Annotated in this window: 24 protein-coding genes and 1 pseudogene; 10 read left to right on the forward strand and 15 right to left on the reverse strand. The window is 73.2% G+C overall.

All coding sequences use genetic code 11. The features are described 5' to 3' along the window. Nucleotides 1–75: 75 nt before the first annotated feature. The 3 genes from ASG41_RS03965 to ASG41_RS03975 all read right to left on the reverse strand — a co-directional run bounded on the left by ASG41_RS03965 (nt 76) and on the right by ASG41_RS03975 (nt 2954). A complete protein-coding gene (locus tag ASG41_RS03965) occupies nt 76–870 on the reverse strand; it encodes an ATP-binding cassette domain-containing protein (RefSeq protein ID WP_056289858.1) in 795 nt (264 codons plus the stop codon). Then, a complete protein-coding gene (locus ASG41_RS03970; RefSeq protein ID WP_056289861.1) occupies nt 867–1919 on the reverse strand; it encodes an ABC transporter permease in 1053 nt (350 codons plus the stop codon). The genes ASG41_RS03965 and ASG41_RS03970 overlap by 4 nt, the downstream gene beginning before the upstream one ends. Nucleotides 1920–1991: 72 nt before the next feature. After that, nucleotides 1992–2954 carry a sugar ABC transporter substrate-binding protein gene (locus tag ASG41_RS03975; RefSeq protein WP_056289864.1) on the reverse strand — a complete coding sequence of 321 codons (963 nt, stop codon included), beginning with the start codon at nt 2952–2954 and terminating at the stop codon, nt 1992–1994. Between the two features lie 243 nt (nt 2955–3197). Between ASG41_RS03975 and ASG41_RS03980 the strand changes: the two genes are divergently transcribed. Together ASG41_RS03980 and ASG41_RS03985 are read left to right on the forward strand one after the other, a co-directional pair. Then, on the forward strand, nt 3198–4259 hold the full coding sequence (locus ASG41_RS03980) for a Glu/Leu/Phe/Val dehydrogenase (protein ID WP_056290382.1): 1062 nt from the start codon (nt 3198–3200) through the stop codon (nt 4257–4259). Nucleotides 4260–4478: 219 nt separating this feature from the next. Then, nucleotides 4479–4664, forward strand: coding sequence for a DUF3073 family protein (locus ASG41_RS03985; RefSeq protein WP_369799967.1), 186 nt, complete (start codon nt 4479–4481; stop codon nt 4662–4664). Between the two features lie 151 nt (nt 4665–4815). Here ASG41_RS03985 and purM read toward each other — a convergent pair whose 3' ends face one another. Genes purM through ASG41_RS04010 form a run of 5 tightly spaced genes read right to left on the reverse strand, consistent with a single transcriptional unit; the run spans nt 4816 to nt 9936 of the window. Continuing rightward, nucleotides 4816–5871 carry a phosphoribosylformylglycinamidine cyclo-ligase gene (purM, locus tag ASG41_RS03990; protein ID WP_056289871.1) on the reverse strand — a complete coding sequence of 352 codons (1056 nt, stop codon included), beginning with the start codon at nt 5869–5871 and terminating at the stop codon, nt 4816–4818. Next, nucleotides 5868–7448 carry an amidophosphoribosyltransferase gene (gene purF / locus ASG41_RS03995; RefSeq protein ID WP_056289875.1) on the reverse strand — a complete coding sequence of 527 codons (1581 nt, stop codon included), beginning with the start codon at nt 7446–7448 and terminating at the stop codon, nt 5868–5870. Before purF ends, purM begins: the two co-directional genes overlap by 4 nt. Nucleotides 7449–7506: 58 nt before the next feature. Beyond that, nucleotides 7507–8235 carry a DUF72 domain-containing protein gene (locus ASG41_RS04000; RefSeq protein WP_056289879.1) on the reverse strand — a complete coding sequence of 243 codons (729 nt, stop codon included), beginning with the start codon at nt 8233–8235 and terminating at the stop codon, nt 7507–7509. Between the two features lie 7 nt (nt 8236–8242). Then, nucleotides 8243–8851, reverse strand: coding sequence for an MBL fold metallo-hydrolase (locus ASG41_RS04005; RefSeq protein WP_056289882.1), 609 nt, complete (start codon nt 8849–8851; stop codon nt 8243–8245). Next, on the reverse strand, nt 8851–9936 hold the full coding sequence (locus tag ASG41_RS04010) for an S-(hydroxymethyl)mycothiol dehydrogenase (protein WP_056289886.1): 1086 nt from the start codon (nt 9934–9936) through the stop codon (nt 8851–8853). Before ASG41_RS04010 ends, ASG41_RS04005 begins: the two co-directional genes overlap by 1 nt. A gap of 186 nt (nt 9937–10122) precedes the next feature. Between ASG41_RS04010 and ASG41_RS04015 the strand changes: the two genes are divergently transcribed. Next, the gene (locus ASG41_RS04015; RefSeq protein WP_056289890.1) at nt 10123–11529 is read left to right on the forward strand and encodes an OFA family MFS transporter; all 1407 of its coding nucleotides are present in this window, start codon (nt 10123–10125) and stop codon (nt 11527–11529) included. Next, complete coding sequence (locus ASG41_RS24095; protein ID WP_200938689.1) at nt 11526–11663, forward strand: hypothetical protein; 138 nt, start codon at nt 11526–11528, stop codon at nt 11661–11663. Before ASG41_RS04015 ends, ASG41_RS24095 begins: the two co-directional genes overlap by 4 nt. A gap of 69 nt (nt 11664–11732) precedes the next feature. Here the strand turns inward: ASG41_RS24095 and ASG41_RS04020 are convergent, their stop codons facing one another. The 4 genes from ASG41_RS04020 to purS are packed head-to-tail and all read right to left on the reverse strand — an operon-like array spanning nt 11733 to nt 15320. Next, the gene (locus tag ASG41_RS04020; protein WP_157518964.1) at nt 11733–12131 is read right to left on the reverse strand and encodes a sterol carrier family protein; all 399 of its coding nucleotides are present in this window, start codon (nt 12129–12131) and stop codon (nt 11733–11735) included. Continuing rightward, on the reverse strand, nt 12131–14401 hold the full coding sequence (purL, locus tag ASG41_RS04025; protein ID WP_056289893.1) for a phosphoribosylformylglycinamidine synthase subunit PurL: 2271 nt from the start codon (nt 14399–14401) through the stop codon (nt 12131–12133). The genes ASG41_RS04020 and purL overlap by 1 nt, the downstream gene beginning before the upstream one ends. Further along, nucleotides 14398–15069: a phosphoribosylformylglycinamidine synthase subunit PurQ gene (purQ, locus tag ASG41_RS04030; RefSeq protein WP_200938690.1), complete on the reverse strand. Its 672-nt coding sequence runs from the start codon at nt 15067–15069 to the stop codon at nt 14398–14400. The genes purL and purQ overlap by 4 nt, the downstream gene beginning before the upstream one ends. Before the next feature lie 2 nt (nt 15070–15071). Beyond that, nucleotides 15072–15320 carry a phosphoribosylformylglycinamidine synthase subunit PurS gene (purS, locus tag ASG41_RS04035; RefSeq protein WP_056289896.1) on the reverse strand — a complete coding sequence of 83 codons (249 nt, stop codon included), beginning with the start codon at nt 15318–15320 and terminating at the stop codon, nt 15072–15074. A gap of 175 nt (nt 15321–15495) precedes the next feature. Between purS and ASG41_RS04040 the strand changes: the two genes are divergently transcribed. The 5 genes from ASG41_RS04040 to ASG41_RS04060 all read left to right on the forward strand — a co-directional run bounded on the left by ASG41_RS04040 (nt 15496) and on the right by ASG41_RS04060 (nt 18520). Next, a complete protein-coding gene (locus ASG41_RS04040; RefSeq protein WP_056289900.1) occupies nt 15496–15966 on the forward strand; it encodes a hypothetical protein in 471 nt (156 codons plus the stop codon). Nucleotides 15967–16005: 39 nt separating this feature from the next. After that, the gene (locus tag ASG41_RS04045) at nt 16006–16536 is read left to right on the forward strand and encodes a hypothetical protein (protein WP_157518966.1); all 531 of its coding nucleotides are present in this window, start codon (nt 16006–16008) and stop codon (nt 16534–16536) included. Beyond that, nucleotides 16533–17009: a hypothetical protein gene (locus tag ASG41_RS04050; protein WP_056289906.1), complete on the forward strand. Its 477-nt coding sequence runs from the start codon at nt 16533–16535 to the stop codon at nt 17007–17009. The genes ASG41_RS04045 and ASG41_RS04050 overlap by 4 nt, the downstream gene beginning before the upstream one ends. A gap of 122 nt (nt 17010–17131) precedes the next feature. Continuing rightward, nucleotides 17132–17803, forward strand: coding sequence for a PilZ domain-containing protein (locus ASG41_RS04055; protein WP_056289910.1), 672 nt, complete (start codon nt 17132–17134; stop codon nt 17801–17803). Between the two features lie 69 nt (nt 17804–17872). After that, on the forward strand, nt 17873–18520 hold the full coding sequence (locus ASG41_RS04060; protein WP_056289912.1) for a PilZ domain-containing protein: 648 nt from the start codon (nt 17873–17875) through the stop codon (nt 18518–18520). Here the strand turns inward: ASG41_RS04060 and ASG41_RS04065 are convergent. After that, nucleotides 18513–19373, reverse strand: coding sequence for a phosphoribosylaminoimidazolesuccinocarboxamide synthase (locus ASG41_RS04065; protein ID WP_200938691.1), 861 nt, complete (start codon nt 19371–19373; stop codon nt 18513–18515). The genes ASG41_RS04060 and ASG41_RS04065 overlap by 8 nt on opposite strands. Then, a complete protein-coding gene (gene purB, locus ASG41_RS04070) occupies nt 19370–20677 on the reverse strand; it encodes an adenylosuccinate lyase (RefSeq protein ID WP_056289915.1) in 1308 nt (435 codons plus the stop codon). Before purB ends, ASG41_RS04065 begins: the two co-directional genes overlap by 4 nt. Nucleotides 20678–20841: 164 nt before the next feature. Here purB and ASG41_RS04075 point away from each other — a divergent pair, with 164 nt between their 5' ends. Continuing rightward, nucleotides 20842–22368 carry an AI-2E family transporter gene (locus ASG41_RS04075; protein WP_056289918.1) on the forward strand — a complete coding sequence of 509 codons (1527 nt, stop codon included), beginning with the start codon at nt 20842–20844 and terminating at the stop codon, nt 22366–22368. Nucleotides 22369–22475: 107 nt separating this feature from the next. Here the strand turns inward: ASG41_RS04075 and ASG41_RS22770 are convergent. Beyond that, nucleotides 22476–23472, reverse strand: a pseudogene (locus ASG41_RS22770) (IS481 family transposase); the annotation flags it as partial. Between the last annotated feature and the right edge of the window lie 118 nt (nt 23473–23590).

Consider the following 23590-nt stretch of genomic DNA (forward strand, 5'->3'; position numbering starts at 1 on the left):
CGCAACCCACACTGTCTGTCCCTCTCCCATCGACCCGTGACGGGTGGGACTTGAGGGACAGGAGGTGGAAATCCCTCAGGAGGGTGGGCGCTCCAGCTCGTGCGCCAGGTCCTCGAGCTCGGCCCCACCGGCCATCATGGCGGTGATCTCCTCGCGGCTGACCTCGTCCTTGCGGAAGTCGCCCAGGCTGCGGCCGCGCTTGAGCAGCACGAACCGGTCCCCCACCGGGTAGGCGTGGTGCGGGTTGTGGGTGATGAAGACGACGCCCAGCCCGCGGTCCCGGGCCTGCGCGATGTACCGCAGGACGACGCCGGCCTGCTTGACGCCCAGCGCCGACGTCGGCTCGTCCAGGATCAGCACCCGGGCACCGAAGTACACCGCGCGGGCGATGGCCACGGACTGCCGCTCACCGCCGGACAGCGTGCCGACCGGCTGGTCGGGGTCCCGGACGTCGATGCCCATCGCGGCCAGTTCGCGCCGGGTGACGTCCTTGGCGGTCGCGGCGTCGAAGCGGCGGAAGGGCCCCCACCCCTTCGTCGGCTCCGAGCCCAGGAAGAAGTTCCGCCAGATCGCCATCAGCGGGATCATCGCCAGGTCCTGGAAGACCGTGGCGATCCCGGCGTCCAGCGCCTCCCGCGGGGCACCGAAGCGGACCGGGGCACCGTCGAGCAGCAGCTCGCCGCGACTGGGCTGGTGCACCCCGGACAGCACCTTGATCAGGGTGGACTTGCCGGCGCCGTTGTCACCGAGCACGCAGGTGACCTCACCGGCCCGCACGCTGGTGGAGATGCCGTCCAGGGCGATCACCGAGCCGAAGTCCCGGCCGATGTCGCGCAGCTCCAGCAGGGGGGCGCCCTCGGGACCGCTCATCGCCGCGCCTCCGCGTAGCGCCGGATCGCGCGGTTGGTGAGCACGGCCAGCAGCAGCATCGCGCCCAGGAAGAAGTAGAACCAGTCCGAGTCGTAGCGCAGGTAGACGATCCCCTGCTGCGTCATGCCGAAGATCAGCGCACCGAGCGAGGCGCCCACGGCCGAGCCGAACCCGCCGGTGAGCAGACAGCCTCCGATGACCGCCGCGACGATGTAGATCAGCTCGTTGCCGATGCCCACGTTGGCCTGCACCGAGGTCTGCCGGACCGCGTAGACGACGCCCACGAACCAGGCCGCCCCGGCCGTGGTCATGAACAGCGTGATGGTGGTGCGGGCGGCCGGCACACCGACGTTGCGGCTGGCCACCTCGTCACCGCCGGTGGCGAAGACCCAGTTGCCGAAGCGGGTGCGCAGCAGCACCCAGGTGGCCAGCAGCGTCACCAGCACCCACCACACGACGGCGATCCGGAACGGCTGCCCGGCGATGGTGAAGGAGGAGGCGAAGACCGCCTCGGCGGACTCGAAGCCCGCGGTCGCGCCGATCCCGCCGGCGTTGACCGTGCCGGTGAACAGCTTGGTCAGCCCCAGGTTCAGCCCCTGCAACATGAGGAACGTGCCCAGCGTGATGATGAAGCTGGGCAGCCCGGTGCGGACCACCAGGAAGCCGTTGAGCGCACCGATCGCCAGCGCGATCACCAGCGCGACGGCGATGCCGACCCAGATGCTGGTCTCGAACTGCACGCTCACGATGCCGACGGTCAGCGCCGACGTCCCGGTCATCACCCCGGCCGACAGGTCGAAGTGCCCGCCGATCATCAGCAGCGCCACCGCGCAGGCCATGATCCCCAGCGTCGAGGCCGGGTCCAGCCAGTTCGCGATGCCCGCCGGGGACAGGAAGACCGAGGACTGGGCCGCGAAGAACACGAACACGACGACGGCGCCGACCAGCGCGCCGAGCTCGGGCTTGACCAGCAGTCGCTTGAGCAGCCCGACCGAGGCCACCCGCTCGTCCGCCGGGGGGCGGGTCGGTGGCGCGTCCGTCGTCGTCACGGTCTCTCGTCGTCCTCTCGGGGGTGCTCCGGCCGGCCCGGGGTGCGGGCCGGCCGGTCGGTCAGCCGTGCGTCAGCGGGTGCCCGCCGTCGCCAGGTCGGCGATCTCGTCGACGTTCTCGCTGTCCACGATGCCCGGCCCGGTGAGGACCGGCTGCCCGCCACCCACGGTGTTCAGGTTCTGTGCGTACAGCTGCAGCATGACGACCGGCAGGTAGCCCTGCTCGAACTGCTGCTGGTCGACCGCGAAGGAGATGGTGCCCTCCTGGATGCCGGAGATCACGTCGGCGTTCAGGTCGAACGTGGCGATCTCGGCCTCGGAGCCGGCGTCGGTGGCGGCCGAGGCGGCCACCGCGGCGACGGCGGAGTTCAGCGTGAGCACCGCGTCGATGCTCGGGTCGCTCTGCAGCGAGGAGGTGATCGTCGACTCCGCGGCCGCCAGGTCGTTGATGTCGACCTGCAGCGTGGTGACGTCGGAGCCCAGTCCCTGCGAGGCGCCGTCGCAGCGCTGCTCGAGGCCGATGTTGCCCGCCTCGTGCACCACGCACAGCACGTTCGTGCGCCCGTCGGTGGCCAGCCGCTCCCCGGCGCCCTGGCCGGCGATCGTCTCGTCCTGACCGACGTGCCCGATCGCGCCGAACTCGACGGACTCGGCGGCACCGGAGTTGATCGTCACCACCGGGATCCCGGCGGCGACGGCGTCCTCGACGGCGGACTGCAGCGCCTCGGGGTTGGCCATCGAGACCACGATGCCGTCGACGCCCTGGTTCACCGCGGCCTCGATCAGCTGCGACTGCCGCTGGGGGTCGCCGTCGGACTGGTAGTCGACCTCGATCCCGAGGTCCTCACCGGCCTGGACGGCACCGTTCTGCACGACGTCCCAGAAGGCGTCGCCGGGCGACCCGTGCGTGACGACGGCGAAGGTCAGCGAGTCGCCGTCGGCACCGGTGGCCGTCGGCTCGTCACCGCCCGAGCAGGCGGAGAGCAGCAGGGGTGCGGCCAGGGCGAGGGCGAGCAGCCGCTGGGGTCGGGCCATCGTGGGGTTCCTCCGAGTGTGCGTGCGTGCGGCGGGCGCAGCGTGCTCCCGCGGGTCCGTGCCGGCGGGCGGCACTGTGGGCCCGCACGGAGTGTGCGGCACGCGCCCCGCGACCGGGACGTGCGACCCCCCGGACGGAGGACGACGCTCGATGATCCCCCGGCCGGCTGCCCCCGCGCCCGGCGGTGGTCACACCGAGACCCAGTCGTCACCGACGATCCCTAGGCTGGAGCCGTGGACGTCATGGGCTCCGGGCACGAACAGGTCGTCTTCTGCTCCGACCGGGAGTCCGGTCTGCGGGCGGTGATCGCGGTCTACTCGACCGCACTGGGGCCGGCCCTGGGCGGCACCCGCTTCTTCCCCTACGCCTCCGAGGCCGACGCCGTCACCGACGCACTGGCCCTGTCCAGGGCGATGGCCTACAAGAACAGCCTGGCCGGCCTGGACCTCGGCGGCGGCAAGGGCGTGATCATCGGCGACCCGGCGACGGACAAGACCGAGGCGCTGCTGCGCGCCTACGGCCGGTTCGTCGAGGCGCTCGGCGGCCGCTACCTCACCGCCTGCGACGTCGGCACGTACAACGCCGACCTCGACGTCGTCGCCCGGGAGACCCGCTTCGCCCACGGCCGGTCCCTGGCGTACGGCGGGTGCGGGGACTCCTCGGTGCTCACCGCCTTCGGCGTCTTCCAGGGCATGCGGGCCGCCGCGCAGCACCGGTGGGGCTCGCCGTCCCTGGCCGGGCGCACGGTCGCCGTGGCCGGGGTGGGCAAGGTCGGGTCGTGGCTGGTCGACTCCCTGGTCGAGGACGGCGCCTCCGTCGTCGTCACCGACGTGGACGCCGCCGCCGTCGCCCGGGTCACCGCGAAGCACCCGGGGGTGCAGGCGGTCGCGGACACCGCCGCGCTGGTCCGCACCCCGCACGACGTCTACGCCCCCTGCGCCCTCGGCGGCGCCCTGGACGACGAGACCGTCGCCGTGCTGCCCGCCGAGATCGTCTGCGGCGGGGCGAACAACCAGCTGGCCCACGAGGGCACCGCGCAGCTGCTGGCCGACCGGGGCGTCCTCTACGCCCCGGACTACCTGGTCAACGCCGGCGGGGTCATCCAGGTCGAGGACGAGCGGCACGGGTTCTCCTTCGCCCGGGCCCAGGCCAAGGCGACCACGATCTACGACGTCGCCCTGCGGGTCTTCGCCGCCGCGGACGCCGCCGGGGTCACCCCCGCCGTCGCCGCAGACCGACTCGCCGAGGAGCGGATGTCCTCCGTGGGACGTCTGTCGACCATCCGACTGCCCCTCCGGCACTGAGATCCAGGCCACCCGGAGGCCTCCTGACCAGCCCGTCCGGGGGACGCGCGGGGAGGACGTGTGCCGAGCCCCGTTCCGTGACGTAAGCTCGCCCTCGGACACAATCACTCAGTCGGGGTCGCCACACGGGCCGTCCAAGCCCAGTGCTGGACGCCCGCCACTCCGTAACGAGGGGGTCGAGCCATGGGGCGCGGCCGAGCGAAGGCCAAGCAGACACGCGTGGCCCGTGAGCTCAAGTACAGCTCACCCAATACCGACCTGACTGCCCTGCAGCGGGAACTCGGTGGCCAGCCGTCGTCCTACCCCACCCAGGTGGGCAAGGACGACGCCGAGGACGACGGCGACGAGTTCGCTGCTCGGTGGGTCGACGACGACGCGGACGACGACTGGGCAGCCAGTCGCTGATCCGCTGCGCCGATCGGCCCAGCAGGACGCAACACGCAACAAGCTCACGACACCGCCGCCCCTCGGGACGGCGGTGTCGTCGTGCTGTGCGCCGGCAGTCCGACCGCGGGTCGGCTCCCGACCGCCCACCAGGGGCGACCGGGAGCTGCCCTCAGCGGTAGGAGCCGACCAGCCGGGCGGGGGCGGCGGTGGGGTCGGTGCGCTCGCCGACGGTGCCGGCCACCCAGGCGGGGACGCCGCGCTCGGTGAGCAGGGCGACCGTGCGGTCGGCGACCTCGGGGGCGACGGCGGCGACCATGCCGACCCCGCAGTTGAACGCCCGCTCGGACTCGGTGCGCGGCACGCCCTGGGACTCCATCAGGTGCACCGCGGCCGGCAGGGCCCACGTGGAGCGGTCCAGGACCGCCTCCAGGCCGTCGGGGACGACGCGGCCAGCGTTGGCGGCCAGCCCGCCCCCGGTGATGTGCGCGAAGGCGTGCACGGCGTCCACGGACAGCTCGGCGACCAGGGCCAGGCAGTCCAGCGCGTAGATCCGGGTGGGCTCCAGCAGCGTGGCGCCCAGCTCCCGGTCCAGCCCGGCCGGGGTGGCCAGCAGGTCCAGCCCGGCGCTCGCGACGACGCGGCGGACCAGGGAGTAGCCGTTGGAGTGGAAGCCCGAGGAGGCCATGGCGACGACGACGTCCCCGTCGCGGACCCGCTCGGGGCCCAGCACCGCGTCGGCCTCGACCACGCCGACGGCGGTCGCGGCCAGGTCGTACTCGTCGGCGCCCATCAGGTCGCCGTGCTCGGCGGTCTCCCCGCCGACCAGTGAGGCCCCGGCCAGCCGGCAGCCGGTGGCGATGCCGGTGACGATCGCGGCGATCCGCTCCGGGACGACCTTGCCGCAGGCCACGTAGTCCTGCAGGAAGAGCGGCTCGGCACCGCAGGCCACCAGGTCGTCGACGCACATGGCGACCAGGTCGATGCCCACGGTGTCGTGCCGGTCCAGCTGGCGGGCCAGCGCGATCTTGGTGCCGACGCCGTCGGTGGACGACGCGAGCAGCGGCTTGCGGTACTTCTGGGTGTCCAGCGCGAACAGCCCGGCGAACCCGCCCAGCCCGCCGACGACCTCGGGCCGGTTGGTGGCCTCCACCGCGCTCTTCATCAGCGTGACGGCGCGCTCGCCGGCATCGATGTCGACGCCGGACCCGGCGTAGGTGAACGTCACGGGCGGGTCAGCGCGTCGTCGGCGCCACCGGCGGTGCTGGGGCTGCCGGCCTGCTGGCCGGTCCACCCGCTCACCGCGCGGGCCGCAGCCCGGTCGACGTCGTCGAGCACCGGCAGGGTGCGCCGGCTGATGCCCTCGAGCACGTGCTTGCCCAGCACCTCGGGCTCGCCCAGCGGGATCGGGTACTCCCCGGTGAAGCAGGCCGAGCACAGCCGGTTGGCCGGCTGCTCGGTCGCCGCGATCATCCCGGCCTCGCTGACGTAGCCCAGCGAGTCGGCGTTGATCGAGGCGCGGACGCCATCGACGTCCAGCCCGTTGGCGACCAGCTCGGCGCGGCTGGCGAAGTCGATGCCGTAGAAGCAGGGCCACTTGACCGGCGGCGAGGCGATCCGCACGTGCACCTCGACGGCACCGGCCTCGCGCAGCATCCGGACCAGGGCGCGCTGGGTGTTGCCGCGCACGATCGAGTCGTCCACGACGACCAGGCGCTTGCCGCGGATGACGTCGCGCAGCGGGTTGAGCTTGAGCCGGATGCCCAGCTGGCGGATCGTCTGGCTGGGCTGGATGAACGTGCGGCCCACGTAGGAGTTCTTGACCAGACCCAGGCCGTAGGGGATGCCCGAGGCCTCGGCGTAGCCCACGGCGGCCGGCGTGCCCGACTCCGGGACCGGGATGACCAGGTCGGCCTCGACGGCGTGCTCCTTGGCCAGCCGACGGCCGATCTCCACCCGGGCGGCGTGCACGCCACGGCCGGAGATCGTGGTGTCGGGGCGGGCCAGGTAGACGTACTCGAAGACGCAGCCCTTGGGCGAGGCGGGCGCGAAGTGCTGGGAGCGCAGACCGTCCTCGTCGATGGCGATCAGCTCACCCGGCTCGACCTCGCGGACGTAGGAGGCGCCGACGATGTCCAGCGCAGCCGTCTCGCTGGCCACCACCCAGCCGCGCTCCAGGCGGCCCAGCACCAGCGGCCGGACGCCCTGGGCGTCCCGGGCGGCGTAGAGCGTCGTCTCGTCCATGAAGGTGAAGCTGAAGGCCCCGCGCAGGTGTGGCAGCACCTGCATCGCCGCCGCCTCGACCGACAGGTCCTGCTTGGCGGCGATCAGCGCGGTGACGATGTCGGAGTCCGTGGTGGAGGAGAAGGCACCGGAGACGCCCTCGTCGGCGGCCTTGCTCGCCAGCTCCGCGGTGTTCACCAGGTTGCCGTTGTGGCACAGCGCGATGCCGGTGCCCGAGCCCGTCGTCCGGAACGTCGGCTGGGCGTTCTCCCAGGTGGAGGCACCGGTCGTGGAGTACCGGGTGTGCCCGACGGCGAGGAAGCCGCGCAGGCTGCTCAGGGTCGACTCGTCGAAGACCTGGCTCACCAGCCCGAGGTCCTTGTAGACCACCACCGAGGCACCGTCGGAGACCGCGATGCCGGCGGCCTCCTGACCCCGGTGCTGCAGGGCGTAGAGACCGAAGTAGGTCAGTTTCGCGACCTCCTCCCCCGGCGCCCAGACACCGAAGACGCCGCAGGCGTCCTGGGGTCCGGCGTCCTGGGGGTCGAGGTCGTGCGTCAGCCGTCCATCACCGCGAGGCACGGGAGCGAGGGTACCGGGGCGAGGTGGACACGCCAGCCCCGGCGGGGTGACGACGCGCTCATCCCAGCAGCTCACGCAGCCGCCACGCGTCGCGGACGGCGTTCCCCTCCCCGTCGTTGTTGAAGTAGGCGAAGACCTCGACGCCGCCGGCACGCCACTCGCCGATGCGGTCGGCCCACCAGGCGAGGTCCGCGTCGCTGTAGGAACCGGCGTAGAGGTGCTCGTGGTCCGGGCCGTGGAACCGGACGTAGGCGAAGGGCGCGGTCACCCGCAGCTCGCAGGGGATGCCGGCCCCGCTCACGACGCAGTACGCGGCGCCGTACCGGGCCAGCAGCGACCAGACGTCCTCGTGCTGCCAGCTGGGGTGCCGCAGCTCGACCGCGACCCGCAGCCAGGGCGGCAGCTGCCGCAGGAAGAACTCCAGCCGGGCGTCGTCGCGCTGGTGGTCCGGCCGCAGCTGCACCAGCAGGACGCCGCGGCGGTCGCCGAGCTCGTGCCAGCCGGCGGCGGTCCGCTGCACCCAGGCCTCGGGCTGCAACAGCCGCCTGGCGTGGGTGAGGCCGCGGGCGGCCTTGACGCTCATCGCGAAGCCCGGGGGCAGCCGCTCCCGCCAGCCGGCGAACGTGGTGTCCCGGGGCCAGCGGTAGAACGAGGCGTTGAGCTCGACGGTGTCGACGTGCTGCACGTAGTGCGCGAGCCGGTCCCGGGACGGCGTCCCCGGTGGGTAGAGGACGCCGTCCCAGTGGTCGTAGCTCCAGCCGGACGTGCCGACCCGGACCTCCGCCACGGCGGACCTAGGAGATGTTCCCGGTCTCCGCGGCGACGGTGGTGTCGTCGCCGTGCCCGGTGCGGACGACGGTGTCGCCGTCCAGGGTCAGCAGCCGCTCCCGGATCGAGGTCAGGATCGTCGGCTTGTCGCTGTAGGACCGCCCGGTGGCCCCGGGGCCACCGCAGAACAGCGTGTCGCCGGTGAAGACGGTGCCCAGCTCGGGGGCGTGGAGGCAGGTGCTGCCCGGGGAGTGGCCCGGGGTGTGCATGGCCACGAGCTGGGTGCCGGCGACGTCGAACGTGGTGCCCTCGACCAGGTCGTGGTCCGGGGCGGCGTCGGGGTGCACGACGTCCCAGAGCATCCGGTCGGCCGGGTTGAACCAGATCGGGGCGCCGGTGGCCTCGCGCAGCGCCACGGCGGCGGTGATGTGGTCGTTGTGCCCGTGGGTCAGCACGATGGCGCCCAGGGCGCGTCCAGCGACCGCCGCGAGGATCGGGGCGGCGTCGTGGGGGGCGTCGATGACCAGGACCGTCTCGTCGTCGCCGACCAGCCACACGTTGTTGTCGACGTCGAAGTCCTGCCCGTCGAGGCTGAACACACCGCTGACCACGGTCTTGTCGATGCGCGCCGGCATCAGAACACCACGACCGAGCGCAGCACGTCGCCGTGGTGCATCTTCTCGAACGCGGCCTCGACGTCGCCGATGGCGATGGTCTCGGAGACGAAGGCGTCCAGGTCGAAGCGGCCCTGCAGGTACAGGTCGATGAGCATCGGGAAGTCCCGGCTGGGCAGGCAGTCGCCGTACCAGGAGGACTTCAGTGCACCGCCCCGGCCGAACAGCTCGATCAGCGGGAAGGTGATCTCCATCGTCGGGTTCGGCACGCCGACCAGCACGACGGTGCCGGCGAGGTCGCGGGCGTCGAAGGCCTGCTGGTAGACCGCCGGGTGGCCCACGGCGTCGATGGCGACGTCGACGCCGAACCCGCCGGTGAGCTCCTTGATCGCGGCGACCGCGTCGGTCTCCTTGGAGTTCACCGTGTGGGTGGCGCCCATGCCCGTGGCCCACTCGAGCTTGCGGTCGTCGATGTCGACGGCGATGACCTTCGCGGCCCCGGCCAGCCGGGCGCCGGCGATGGCGGCGTCACCGACACCACCGCAGCCGAAGACGGCGACGGTGTCGCCGCGGCCCACGCCACCGGTGTTGATCGCGGCACCGACGCCGGCCATCACGCCGCAGCCCAGCAGGCCCGCGGCGGTCGGGGAGGCGGCCGGGTCGACCTTGGTGCACTGCCCGGAGTGGACCAGCGTCTTCTCGGCGAACGCGCCGATGCCCAGCGCCGGGGACAGCGGGGTGCCGTCGGCCAGGGTCATCTTCTGGGTGGCGTTGTGGGTGTCGAAGCAGTACCAGGGCTTGCCCTTGGCACACGCCCGGCACTTCCCGCACACCGCGCGCCAGTTGAGGATCACGAAGTCACCCACGGCGACGTTCTCCACGCCCTCGCCGACCGCGGAGACCACGCCGGCGGCCTCGTGGCCGAGCAGGAACGGGAACTCGTCGTTGATCCCGCCCTCCCGGTAGTGCAGGTCGGTGTGGCAGACCCCGCACGCCTGCACGTCCACGATCGCCTCACCCGGACCCGGGTCGGGGATCAGGATCGTCTCCAGCGAGACGGGGGCACCCTTGCTGAGGGCGACGACGCCCTGGACCTCGTACGGCATGCGGCCGAGCTTATGGGTGGTCCCCGCCGACCGCGTCCGGGCCTCCGTCCGTCGGCCAGGTGACGTTCTGGTCTCGCTCACCCTGCGATTGGTTGCAACGCGAACTACCGTCGCCTCCGGCATGGCCCGCGTCACAGCGGGCACCCAGCGTCTCCGGGGCTCGGCCCCGGTTCAGGAGGACCGTCGGTGGCTGTTCCCAGCTTCCTGGCTCGCGAGCGCATCATCGCGAAGCCGGGCTTCAACCGGTGGCTCATCCCACCGGCCGCCCTGGCCGTGCACCTGTGCATCGGCCAGGCGTACGCGACCAGCGTCTACAAGACCGCCCTGGTCGAGCACTTCGACGCCAGCCTGACCTCGATCGGCGTGGTCTTCTCCATCGCCATCGTGATGCTGGGCCTGTCGGCCGCGGTCTTCGGCACCTGGGTGGACCGCAACGGCCCGCGGGCGGCCATGTTCACCGCCGCCTGCTTCTGGTCCGTCGGCTTCCTGGTGGGCGCCCTCGGCATCGCCACCGACCAGCTGTGGCTGCTCTACCTGGGCTACGGCGTGCTCGGCGGGATCGGGCTGGGCATCGGGTACATCTCGCCGGTCTCCACGCTGATCAAGTGGTTCCCCGACCGCCCGGGCCTGGCCACCGGCATGGCGATCATGGGCTTCGGTGGTGGCGCGCTCATCGCGACCCCGCTGTCCCGCCAGCTGATGAGCCTCTACGACCCGGCCTACGACGGCACCGCGGCCACCGTGCCCAGTGGCGGTGCCGTGGCCGGGCTGTTCGTCACCCTCGGCCTGGTCTACCTGGTCTACATGATGGCGGGGGCGTTCATCGTCCGCGTGCCGGCCGACGGCTGGAAGCCCGACGGCTTCGACCCCGCCTCGGTCAAGCAGAAGTCGCTGGTCACCACCGACAGCGTGTCCGCGGCCAACGCGATCAAGACCCGGCAGTTCTGGCTGCTGTGGGTGGTGCTGTTCTGCAACGTGACCGCGGGCATCGGCATCCTCGAGCAGGCCAGCCCGATGATCCAGGACTTCTTCCGCGAGGGAGACGCCTCCACCGTCGCCGCCGCGGCCGGAGCTGGGTTCGTCGGTCTCCTGTCGCTGTTCAACATGGCCGGCCGGTTCGTCTGGTCCTCGACCTCGGACAAGATCGGCCGCAAGCCGATCTACATGGTCTACCTCGGCGTCGGGCTGCTGCTCTACGTCGCCCTGGCCACCGTCGGCAGCTCGGCGACCTGGCTGTTCGTCGTCCTGGCCGCGGTGATCATCAGCTTCTACGGCGGCGGGTTCGCCACCATCCCGGCCTACCTGCGCGACCTCTTCGGCACCTACCAGGTCGGTGCCATCCACGGCCGGTTGCTCACCGCCTGGGCCGCGGCGGGCGTGGCCGGGCCGTTGATCGTCAACGGCGTCCTGGACACCCAGGGCACCCCCGGTGAGCTGGTCGCGGCGGACTACCGGATCGCCCTGTTCATCATGGTCGGCCTGCTCGCCGTCGGGTTCGTGGCCAACCTCCTCGTGACCCCGGTCGCCAGCAAGTGGCACGAGCCCAAGACCGACACCACCCCCGCCACCCCGGAGAGGAGCGCCGCCCGATGAGCTCACCCCAGCGCACGCAGTCGTCCACCCCGACCCTGCTGATCGTCATCGCCTGGCTGCTGGTCAGCATCCCGCTGGCCTACGGCCTGGTCCGCACGGTCATCACCGCCGCCCCGCTGTTCACCGGCGGCTGACCCGCCCGGTCTGCCCCGACGCCCCGTCCACCCCCGCGGTGGGCGGGGCGTCGTCGTGTGGGGGCGCCCTCAGGCGGGCGGGCCGCTGCGGAAGGGCCGCAGCGGGAGCAGCTCGGCGAGGTCGGCGCGGTTGCCGCTGGCGGCCACCCGCCCCTCGGCGACGGCCTGGTCCCAGGTCTGCAGCCCGCAGGCCATCCGCAGCCACGTGGCGGCGTCGGTCTCGACCACGTTGGGCGGGGTGCCGCGGGTGTGTCGCGGCCCCGGGATGCACTGCACGGCGACGTGCGGGGGCACCCGCACCTCCACCGACCGACCGGGCACCTGCTGGGCCAGCCAGCGCGCCGTCGTCTTGACCGCGGCGCCCAGGACCGCGCGGGGAGGCTGGTCGGCCTCCCCGCGCAGCCAGGGCAGCGCGGGCAGCAGCGCATCGCGCAGCGCCTCGGCCGGGATCGGCGGCGTCCCGGCCATCAGCTCGTCGGGACGGCGCCCGTCGGGACGGCACCGACGGTGGCCTCGGGTGTGTCGAAGAGCGCCGGGAGCGTCGTCGACCAGGTGGTGCGGAGCTCGGCGAGCGGCAGCTCGACCAGCCCCTCCACGACGAGGGCGTCCCCGCCGGTGGTGCCCAGCTCGGTCGCCGGGACCCCGCGCCCGCGGGCAGCGGCCAGGACCGTGGCCGGGTCCGAGGTGGTGACGACGGCGCGGGCCACCGACTCGGAGAACAGCGCGGCCGTGGCGTCACCGCGGACCGACACCGTCGCACCGACGCCGTACCGCAGCGCGGACTCGCTCAGCGCCTGGGCCAGGCCGCCGTCGGAGAGGTCGTGCGCGGAACTGACCAGCTCGTCGGCGGCCAGGTCGGCGAGCAGCTCGCCCAGGGCGCGCTCGGCGTCCAGGTCCAGCTGCGGCGGGAGCCCGCCGAGGTGGCCGTGCACGACGGAGGCCCAGGCGGACCCGCCGAACTCCGGCCGGGTCTCCCCGAGGAGCACGAGGGTCTCCCCCGCGGTCTTCCAGCCGCCGGACACCCGGGTGCGGACGTCGTCGTGCACGCCCAGCACGCCGATGACCGGCGTCGGGTTGATCGGCACGTCGCCGGTCTGGTTGTAGAGGCTGACGTTGCCGCCGGTGACGGGCAGGCCCAGCGCGCGGCAGCCGTCGGCCAGGCCGCGGACGGCCTCGGCGAACTGCCACATGACCTCGGGCTCCTCGGGGGAGCCGAAGTTCAGGCAGTTGGTGACGGCCAGCGGGACGGCGCCGGAGACGGCGACGTTGCGGTAGGCCTCGGACAGGTTGAGCTGGGCGCCGGTGTAGGGGTCCAGCCGGGCGAAGCGGGCGTTGCCGTCCAGGGCCAGCGCGATGCCGCGGTGGGTGTCCTCGTCGATCCGGACGACGCCGGCGTCCTCGGGCTGGGCCAGCACGGTGTTGCCCTGGACGTAGCGGTCGTACTGCTCGGTGACCCAGGACTTGTCCGCGCCGTCCGGGCTGCCGACGACGGCCAGCCAGTCCGCGCGCAGGTCGGTGGACTCGACCGGCGGGACGGCGGCCTGCAGGGCGTCCAGGTCGGCCGGGCGGGCCATCGGGCGGTGGTAGACCGGGCCGTCCAGGGCCACGGTGCGCGGCGGGACGTCGACGATCTGCTCGCCGTGCCAGTCGACGGTGAGCCGGGTGCCGTCGGTGACCTCGCCGATGACGGTGGCCAGCACGTCCCACTTGGCGCAGACGGCGAGGAACTGCTCGACCTTGGCGGGCTCCACGATCGCGCACATGCGCTCCTGGGACTCGCTCATCAGGATCTCGGCGGCGGTCAGCGTGGAGTCCCGCAGCGGGACGGTGTCCAGGTCGACGTGCATGCCGCCGGAACCGGCCGCGGCCAGCTCGCTGGTGGCGCAGGACAGCCCGGCACCGCCGAGGTCCTGGATGCCGGTGACCAGGTCGGCGGCGAAGATCTCCAGGCACGCCTCGATGAGCAGCTTCTCGGTGAACGGGTCGCCGACCTGGACGGCGGGGCGCTTGGCCGGGCCCGCCGCGTCGAAGGTCTCACTGGCCAGCACCGAGACCCCGCCGATGCCGTCGCCGCCGGTGCGGGCGCCGAAGAGCACGACCTTGTTGCCCACGCCCTCGGCCTTGGCCAGCCGGACGTCCTCGTGCCGCATGACGCCGACGCACAGGGCGTTGACCAGCGGGTTGCCGGCGTAGCAGTCGTCGAAGAGCAGCTCCCCGCCGATGTTGGGCAGGCCCAGGCAGTTGCCGTAGCCGCCGACCCCGGCGACCACGCCGGGCAGCACCCGGGCGGTGTCGGGGGCGTCGGCGCGGCCGAAGCGCAGCGAGTCCATGACGGCGACCGGGCGGGCGCCCATGGTGAGGATGTCCCGGACGATGCCGCCGACGCCGGTGGCCGCGCCCTGGTAGGGCTCGATGTAGCTGGGGTGGTTGTGCGACTCGACCTTGAAGGTCACCGCGTAGCCGTCGCCGACGTCCACGACACCGGCGTTCTCGCCCATGCCGACCAGCAGCGCCTCGCTGCGGGGCAGGTCGCCGAAGGTGCGCAGGTGGACCTTGGAGGACTTGTAGGAGCAGTGCTCGCTCCACATGACCGAGTACATGGCCAGCTCGGCGGTGGTGGGCCGGCGGCCGAGGATCTCGCGGATCCGGGCGTACTCGTCCTCGCGGAGCCCGAGCTCGGCCCAGGGCTGCGGCTCGTCGGGGGTCTGTGCTGCGTGGGAGACGGTGTCGACGGTCATGCGGAGAGGACTCCCTGGAGCACCGAGGTGAAGAACCCGAGCCCGTCGACCGAGGGCCCGGTGAGGTCCTCGACGGCGTGCTCGGGGTGCGGCATGAGGCCCACGACGCGGCCGTCGGCGCTGGTGACGCCGGCGATGTCGCGGGAGCTGCCGTTGGGGTTGCCGCCCACGTAGCGGACGACGACGCGGCCCTCGCCCTCCAGGGCGTCGAGGTCGGCGTCGGAGCCGACGTAGCGGCCCTCGCCGTTCTTGACCGGGACGACGATGGTCTGGCCCTGCTCGTAGGAGGAGGTCCAGGCGGTGTCGGCGCGCTCGACGAGCAGGCCCTGGTCGCGGTTGCGGAAGTGCAGGTGGCTGTTGCGGGTGAGGGCGCCGGGCAGCAGCCCGGCCTCGCACAGCACCTGGAAGCCGTTGCAGATGCCCAGCACGGGCAGGCCCTGGCGGGCCCGGTCCACGACGGTGCGCATCATCGGGGCGCGGGCGGCGATGGCGCCGGCGCGCAGGTAGTCCCCGTAGGAGAACCCGCCGGGCAGCACGACCGCCTCGACGCCGGCGAGGTCGTCGTCGGCGTGCCAGAGGGCGACCGGTTCGGCCCCCGCCAGCCGGACGGCGCGGGCGGCGTCGACGTCGTCGAGCGAGCCCGGGAAGGTGATGACGCCGATGCGCATGCTCAGACCCCCGGGGTGGGGTCGAGGTGCAGCTCGACGTCCTCGATGACCGGGTTGGCGAGCAGGGTCTCGGCGATCTCCCGCAGCTGAGCGGCGTCGGGGGTGCCCTCGACGTCGAGCACGAAGTGCTTGCCCTGCCGGACGCTGGTCACCCCGCCGTGGCCCAGGCGACCGAGGGCGCCGAGCACGGCCTGCCCCTGGGGGTCGGAGATCTCTGGCTTCAGGACGACGTCGACCACGACACGAGGCACGACCAGGAGGGTACTGGGGCCTGGACCGGCGTTTCCCCGGTGTGTACGGCGGCCCGGGACCCCGACTCGTCGACGGAGTTCGCCGTTCGAGTGTGTTTCGGAACCCTGCCTGCCGATAGCGCTCGGGAGACGATCGGACGATCACGTTCCGGTGCACACCAGTCCGAGGAGTCCAGTGAACCTGCGCAAGCGATCCGGCGTCCTCGCCCTGCTGCTCGTCGCCATGCTCGGCGGCGGGGTGGCCTTCGCCGCCTGGATGGTCAGCGGCGGCGGGTCCGTCAACGGCGTGGCCGGGACGACGGTGGACTTCGCCGTCGTCGCCAGCACCCCGGCGTCCTCCCTGCTCTACCCCGGCGGGACGGCCGACCTGGCCGGCACCGTCACCAACCCCAACGGCTTCCCGGTGCGCATCACCCAGGTGGTCCTCCAGACGCCCACCACGAGCTCGGGCACCTGCACGGCCGGCAACATCACGCTGCCCCGGACCACCATCACCGGCCTGGCGATCGACGTGCCGGCGAACTCGACCACCACGGTGCTGACCCTGCCCGCCGCCGTCTCGATGCTGCCCACGGCCGCGGACGGCTGCAAGCAGGTGACGTTCACGGTGCCGGTCACCGCCACGGGCACGACCCTCCCCGTCTGACGTGCGGCAGGGAGGTCTCCGGCGGGGAGGGGTGCGGCCGTGAGCGGACGGCACCGCCGGGGCACGGGCCGCCGCGGGGCGGGACGGGTGGCGGTCCTCGGGACCGCGCTCGCCCTCCTGTTCGGCGGCACCGGGGCCGCCTGGGCCGCGTGGAGCGCGTCGGGTGGGGGCGCCACGCAGGCCAGCGCGGTCACCCCGGTCGCCCTGACCGTCACCGCGGTGCCCCAGGGCAACCCGGTCTTCCCGCGCACCGGGACCACGTACGCCAACCCGCTGACCGGGACCATCGGCTTCACGATCACCAACGCCAACCCCTACCCGGTCTCGCTCACCACGCTGACCCTGGGCAACGGGGTGGCCGCGGACCAGACGGCGTGCCCCACCGGGAACGTGCTGCCGGTGGTGACGACGATCGACCGCTCCGGCGTCGCCGCGATCGTGGTGGCCGCCAACTCCACCAGCACCCCCGTCGTGCTGACCGGCGCGGTCTACATGCGGGCCGAGGCCCCCGGCGGCTGCGCCGGAGCGACCTTCACCGTGCCCGTGACGCTGTCGGGCACGTCGCTGTGAGTCGGCCGACCCGGCCGACGCGGCCGACCCGGAGCCCGCGCCGTGCCCTCACCGCCGTCGTCGGCACCGCGGTCCTGCTGGTCGGCGGCGCCACCGCGTCCCGGGCGTCGTGGGCCGCGAGCACGGCCGTCGGGAGCTCGGCCTCCGTGGTCGCCGCGACGGTCCCCTCGGTGGCACCCGTCGTCGCCAAGCGGACCGACGGGACCCTCGGCTTCTCCGTGGCGGTGTCCTGGACCGCGGTGACCGTGGAGGGCGCCCCCGTCCGCGGGTACGAGGTGGCCCGCTTCGTCACCCCGCTGCTCGGCACCCCGACCCGCACCCCGGGTTCCGGCGCCTGCGACGCGGTCCTGACCGTCACCTCCTGCCTGGACACCGGCAGCCTGCTGGGCCTCGGCGGCGCCCTGACCTACGTCGTCACCCCGGTCTTCGCGACGAACTGGCGGGGCACGCCCGTCACCTCGAACTCCACGTGAGCGCAGGCGACCCGCCCCCCGTCAGCGGGAACGCCCGGTTTCGGGGCGATTCCGGGACGGTCCTGCCGATGGATCCCCCGACGACGCCACCGAGGCGGAGCGGAACAGGTGGGAGCAGGCACGTGACCGACGTCCAGGCTCCCGGCCTGTCCCGGCCCGAGAGCGGCGGCACCGTCGAGGTGGTCGTCGACGGGTCCACCACGCTCGCGCACAGCACCGTGGAGAGCAGCCTCGAGCAGGAGCTGGTCCTCGAGGTCGGCGTCGACGCCTCCGGTCGCCGGGTGCGGCTGTCCCTGGGCGCGGAGGTGTCGGTCTGGTGGAGCCCCACCGACGTCCCGGTCCGCTGCCGGCCCTACCAGGTCGCCGACGTCCGGGGCGGGACCGTGCCGACCTGGCGGCTGCGCCCGCTCGGCCCGGCCGACGACGGCGACCGCCGCTCCAGCCCGCGCGCCCCGCTGCACGTCCCGGTCGGGCTGGCCATGCCCTCGGGGATGCTGCTGGGCGAGACCGCCGACGTCAGCGAGGGCGGCCTGCGCGCCGTCTTCGTGGCCGAGCCCACCGTGGGCTTCGGCGACGTCGTCCACCCCCTCCCGGACGCCGGGGAGCGCGCCATGATGGCGATCGTGCTCGACGGCACCCGGGTCGAACTGCGCTGCCGGGTCGTGCAGCGCCAGCGCCTGGCCGACGGACGACGCACCCTGCGGGTCGCCTTCGAGGACCTGCCCGACGACGTCCGGGCCCGGCTGCGGTCCGCGACCGCCCTGGAGATCGGCCGCCGCGCGGCCCGGGTCTGACCCCCGCACACCCACTCACCGACCCCGCACCGCGGCCGGCCGCCGCCGGACACCACGAGAGGACCCACCTTGGGACTGGCCAGCGCGATCGGCCGCGACCGACCCGACAGCGGTGCCCGGCTCACCGTGGTGGTCGACGACGCCCGGATGTCGAGCCAGACCCGCTGGTCCAGCGAGACCGAGCTGACCGCGGCCGTCGCCCGCACCCGGGACGGCCGGCGCGTCCGGCTGGCGCTGGGCAGCGAGATCACGCTGTGCTGGTCCCACCTCGACGGCGTCCGCAGCCGCCGCTACCAGGTGGTCGACGTCCTCGGCGGCGGCGATCCGCAGTGGCGGCTGCACCCGCTGGCCCCCGCCGAGAGCGGCAACCGCCGCTTCGCCCCGCGGGCCGACGTCGCCGTCCCGGTGGGCGTGCAGGGTGACGCCGGCCTCGTCGTCGGCACCACGCTGGACCTGTCGGTCTCCGGCGCCCGGATCGCCTTCCCCGCCAACGTCCCGGGCACCCCGTTGCGGCCGCTGCCCGACACCGGTCAGACCGCGCGCGTCGTGCTGGTCCTGGACGACGTCCGACTGGAGCTGGTCGCCGAGGTCGTGCGCCTGGACGCCCGGTCCGACGGCAGCCGCGAGATCCGGGCCGCCTTCAGCGACCTGGACGAGGCCGCCCGCGACACCCTGCGGGCCGCCGTCGACCAGCTGCTGGCCGCGCCGGTCAGCTGAAGGGCGTGCCGGTCAGCTCCTCGTAGGCGGCCACGTAGCGCTCACGGGTGGCCGCGACGACGTCCTCGGGCAGCTCCGGGGCCGGGGACCGACGGTCCCAGCCCGAGGAGGTCAGCCAGTCCCGGACGTACTGCTTGTCGTAGGAGGGCTGCGCGGCACCCGGCGACCAGGTCACCGCCGGCCAGAACCGCGAGGAGTCCGGGGTGAGGACCTCGTCGGCCAGCACCAGCCCACCGTCGGCGACGCCGAACTCGAACTTGGTGTCGGCCAGCACGATGCCCGCGGCCGAGGCGGTCTCCGCCGCCCGCCGGTAGAGCGCCAGCGTCAGGTCGCGCAGCTGGGCGGCCTGATCGGCCCCGACCAGCTCGACGGTGCGGGCGAAGGTGATCGCCTCGTCGTGCTCCCCCACGTCGGCCTTGGTCGAGGGCGTGAAGACCGGCTGCGGCAGCCGGGACCCCTCGACCAGCCCGGCCGGCAGCTCGACGTCCTGGATCGCGCCGTGCGCCTGGTACTCCACGGTGCCCGAGCCCGACAGGTAGCCGCGGGCAACGCACTCGACCGGGGCCATCTCCAGCCGGCGGACCAGCATCGCCCGCCCGGCCACCTCGGCCGGCACGTCGGTGGCGCTGAGCAGGTGGTGGGTGGCACCGAAGGCGGCCAGCACGTCGGCGAGCTGGTCGAACCACCACACCGACAGCTGCGTCAGCACCCGCCCCTTGTCCGGGATGGGGGTGGGCAGCACTGCGTCGTAGGCCGAGATCCGGTCCGAGGCGACCAGCAGCAGCCGGCCCTCGCCGGCGTCGTAGACCTCGCGCACCTTGCCCCGGGCCAGCAGCGGCAGGTCCAGGGTCACGAGAGGGCGGCCAGGCGCTCGAACAACGGGTCCAGGTTCTGCACGTACCGCTCGGGCCGGCAGATCTCGTCCAGCCGGGCCTCGTCGAGGGTCACCCCGTCGGCGTCGGCCTTCGCGCGCAGCGTCTCCCGGAACGGCGTGCCGGTCTTCCAGGTCTCCATCGCCGCGGTCTGCACCAGGGCGTAGGACTGCTCGCGGCCCATCCCGGCCTCGACCAGCTCCAGCAGCACCGAGGAGGTGTAGATCAGCCCACCGGTGGAGTCCAGGTTGGCCCGCATCCGGTCCGCGTCGACGACCAGGTTCTCCACCAGGCCGGCGGTGAGGTCCAGCAGGTAGTCGGTGGTGATGGAGGCGTCGGGCAGGAAGACCCGCTCGGTCGAGGAGTGCGAGATGTCGCGCTCGTGCCAGAGCGGGATGCCCTCCATGACCGGCACGATCGCCGCCCGCACGACCCGGGCCAGCCCGGCGATCCGCTCGGAGCGGATCGGGTTCTTCTTGTGCGGCATCGCGCTCGAGCCCTTCTGGCCCGACCCGAACGCCTCCGACAGCTCGCGCACCTCGGTCCGCTGGCCGTGCCGGACCTCCAGCGCGATCGCCTCGCAGACAGTGGCGATGATCGCCAGCGCCGAGACCCACTCGCTGACGCCGTCGCGCAGCACGACCTGGGTGGAGGCGTCCGCGGCGCGCAGGTCCAGCGCCTGCGCCACGGTGACCTCGACCGAGGGGTCGATCAGGGAGTAGGTGCCCACGGCACCGGAGATGGCGACGACACCGACGGCGGACCGGGCGGCGCGCAGCCGGTCCCGGGAGCGGGCAGCGGCGAAGGCCAGGTCGGCGACCCGGTGGCCCCACACGTCGGGCTCGGCGTGCACGCCGTGCGTACGGCCGACCTTGAGCGTGCCCCGGTGGGCCAGCCCGTGGTCGCGCAGCGCGGCGACCAGGCGGTCGGCCTTGGCCAGCAGCACGTCGGTGGCGTCGGTGAGCTGGACGGCGAGCGCGGTGTCCAGCAGGTCCGAGGAGGTCATGCCGTGGTGCACGTAGGCCGCGGCCGAGCGGGGCTCGGTGTTGTCGGCCCAGGCGGTGAGGAAGGCGATGACGTCGTGCTGGGTGGTCGCCTCGATCTCGGCGACCCGCTCCGGCGTGGGTGCGGGTGCGTTGCGCACCGGCTCGACGACGTCGGCGGGCACCCGGCCGGCGGCGGCGTGCGCCTCCAGGACCAGCGTCTCCACGCGGCACCACAGCTCGTACTTGTGCTGCTCGCTCCAGACACGTCCCATCTCGGGCAGCGTGTAGCGCTCGATCATGCGGGTACCTGCTCGTCTCGGTCGGTCGTTGCTCGCAGCACGGGCCCATCCTCGCGCACGGCCAGCCTCAGACCCGAACGCCCCTGCCCCCGGCAGGCTCGACCCGCCCGCTCCGCGTCACCCACCACCGCCCCACCCGGGCCCGGCACTCTCGAGGTCCCACCGTGTTGAACCGAGCCCGTTCCCTCACCGACCGGGCCCGCGAGCGCATCCGGGCCGCCCGCGAGCACGACCCGCACGCCCTGCCCGAGGGCACCGTCCTGCTGATGGAGGACGGCAGCCGCGCCGTCGTCGAGCACGTGCCCGACGACCGGCCCGGGACGCCGTCGCAGGAGCAGGGCGCCGCGGCCGCGGCGAGCGAGCGGCCCGTCGACCCCGGGGCCGACGCCGAGGACGTGCACCCCGCCGGCAGCCCGCACCCCGACGCCCCCGACGTCGACAGCCCCGGCGGTGTGAGCGGACCCCCGCGGGCCGGTGGCCGGGCCCCGCTGCCCGGCCGGGACCGCAGCCGCGGGTCGCTGCTGGCGCCCGAGGAGTCCCGCGAGGTCGTCGCCGAGGTGCCCAACGCGCTGCGGATCACCGCGGCCTGGTCCTGGCGGGCGATCGCGGTGGGCGCCGCGCTGTACCTGGTGCTGGTCGGCGCGGCCTACATCGCGGTCGTCGTCGTGCCGGTCATCGTGGCCCTGCTCCTGGCCGCGCTGCTGCAGCCCGGTGCGGCGCTGCTGCACCGCAACGGCTGGCCCCGCGCGCTGGCCGCGGCGGTGATGCTGGTGATCGGCCTCGGCGTCGTCGCCGGGATCATCACCCTGGTCGTGGAGCAGTTCGCGGCCGGCTACGACGACCTGGCCGGTCAGGTCGGCGAGGGCCTGGACCAGATCCAGCGCTTCGTCGTGGACAACCTGCCGGTCTCCCAGAGCCAGCTCAACGACGCGATCGACTCGGCGGTGACCAGCGCCCAGGACGCGATCGTGAACAACCGCGACACCCTCACCGCGGGTGCCCTCACGACCGCCGCGACCCTCGGGGAGGTGCTCACCGGCTTCGCGCTGACGCTCTTCACGCTGTTCTTCTTCCTGCTCGACGGCCGCGACATCTGGCTGTGGATCGTCGGCCTGAGCCCGGTCAACTCCGCGGCCTACATCGACGAGGCCGCCCGCCGGGCCTGGCGCACGCTGATCTCCTACGTCCGCGCGACCGTCGTCGTCGCCGCCTTCGACGCCGTGTTCATCGGCATCGGGCTGACCCTGCTGGGCACCCCGCTGGTGGTGCCGCTGGCCGCGCTGGTCTTCCTCGGCGCGTTCATCCCGATCATCGGGTCGTTCCTGGCCGGTTCGGTCGCCGTGCTGGTCACCCTGGTCGCCGTCGGACCGGTCAAGGCGCTGATCGCACTGGGCATCATCGTGCTGATCATGCAGCTGGAGGGCCACGTCCTGCAGCCGCTGCTGCTGGGTCGGGCCGTCTCGGTGCACCCGCTCGCGGTCGTGCTGGCCATCGCCGCCGGCCTGCTGGTCGCCGGCATCTTCGGCGCCCTGATCGCGGTGCCGGTGATCGCCTGCGGCAACGTCGCCGGCACGTACCTCTCGCGCCGCCACCAGGGCCCGCGGCCGCCCGAGCCGGACACCCGGCGGCACCGGGCCGCGGTGACGGCGTCGGCTAGATGTGATGTCCAGCGAGGTTGTCCAGGCGGCTGATCGGGGGTAGGGCTCCGGTGGCGCTGTGGGGCCGGTGGTGGTTGTAGAAGTGCAGCCATCCTGGCAGCGCGTCTCGGCGTATGGATACTCCATAAGATGACACCTTNTGTGATGTCCAGCGAGGTTGTCCAGGCGGCTGATCGGGGGTAGGGCTCCGGTGGCGCTGTGGGGCCGGTGGTGGTTGTAGAAGTGCAGCCATCCTGGCAGCGCGTCTCGGCGTGCTTGTTCGGAGTCGTAGAAGCGGGCGTAGGCCCAACCGTCGGCCAAGGTGCGGTGGAACCGTTCGATCTTGCCGTTGGTCTGTGGCCGGTAGGGCCGGGTCCGCTTGTGGACGACGTTGAGCTCGGCGCAGGCGTCGCGCCAGGCGTGGGAGCGGTAGGCCGAGCCGTTGTCGGACAGGACTCGCTGGACGGTGACGCCGCGCTGGTTGAACCAGGTCACGGCGCGGTGGAGCACGCCGATGGCGGTAGCGGCGGTCTCATCGGTGCAGATCTCGGCGTAGGCGACGCGGGAGTGGTCATCGATCACGGTGTGCACGAACCCGCGCCCCAGCAGGGGGCCATGGGTGGCGCTGCGGGGTGCGCCGGTGCGCGCGACGGTGGCTGCCCGGTTGCGGTCGCCTTCGAACTTGCCGACGTAGCGCCAGCCGCCGCCGTCGGGGATGTTGCCGAACTTGGTGACATCGACGTGGATCAGCGAACCCGGGTGGTCGTGTTCGTAGCGGCGCAGGGTTTCGCCGGTGACCCGGTCGATGCGGGTCAGCCGGTTGACCCGGCAGCGCACCAGCACGGCGTGGACCGTAGAGGCCGGGATGCCCAGCCGGCCGCCGATCTGCACCGGGCCCAGCCGCTGGCGCCACCGCAACCGCACGATCTGCTTGACCTGAGCGAGCGGAGTCCGGGTGGGCTGGTGGTGCGGCCGCGAGCTGCGGTCAACCATCCCGGCTGGGCCCTCGGCGCGGTACCGGTCGGCCCACTTGCGCGCGGTGGACGGGTCGACCATGAACATCGACGCGGCCGCCGACACCGGCCATCCCTGGTCCACCATCAACCGGGCCATCCGCAGGCGGGCGCGTGGGGTCAGGGCGGCGTTAGCGTGGGACACGAGGGCCTCCGGTCTGTGAAGCGGTTCCTAGACAGCTCCACTTCACACCGGAGGCCCTCCCCGTCTCAACGACAGGCCCCGATCACCTCAGCTCGGGACAACGTCCCTGGACATCACA

The organism is Modestobacter sp. Leaf380, from assembly GCF_001424485.1.
In the GTDB taxonomy this organism is placed as follows: Bacteria; Actinomycetota; Actinomycetes; order Mycobacteriales; family Geodermatophilaceae; genus Klenkia.

Bases quoted from the DNA above. Each gene is read 5' to 3' on its own strand.
- ASG41_RS03965 (WP_056289858.1), bottom strand. From the start codon at position 870: ATGAGCGGTCCCGAGGGCGCCCCCCTGCTGGAGCTGCGCGACATCGGC.
- ASG41_RS03975 (WP_056289864.1), bottom strand. From the start codon at position 2,954: ATGGCCCGACCCCAGCGGCTGCTCGCCCTCGCCCTGGCCGCACCCCTG.
- ASG41_RS03980 (WP_056290382.1), top strand. From the start codon at position 3,198: ATGGGCTCCGGGCACGAACAGGTCGTCTTCTGCTCCGACCGGGAGTCC.
- ASG41_RS04005 (WP_056289882.1), bottom strand. From the start codon at position 8,851: ATGCCGGCGCGCATCGACAAGACCGTGGTCAGCGGTGTGTTCAGCCTC.
- ASG41_RS04010 (WP_056289886.1), bottom strand. From the start codon at position 9,936: ATGCCGTACGAGGTCCAGGGCGTCGTCGCCCTCAGCAAGGGTGCCCCC.
- ASG41_RS24095 (WP_200938689.1), top strand. From the start codon at position 11,526: ATGAGCTCACCCCAGCGCACGCAGTCGTCCACCCCGACCCTGCTGATC.
- ASG41_RS04020 (WP_157518964.1), bottom strand. From the start codon at position 12,131: ATGGCCGGGACGCCGCCGATCCCGGCCGAGGCGCTGCGCGATGCGCTG.
- purL (WP_056289893.1), bottom strand. From the start codon at position 14,401: ATGACCGTCGACACCGTCTCCCACGCAGCACAGACCCCCGACGAGCCG.
- purQ (WP_200938690.1), bottom strand. From the start codon at position 15,069: ATGCGCATCGGCGTCATCACCTTCCCGGGCTCGCTCGACGACGTCGAC.
- purB (WP_056289915.1), bottom strand. From the start codon at position 20,677: ATGATCGAGCGCTACACGCTGCCCGAGATGGGACGTGTCTGGAGCGAG.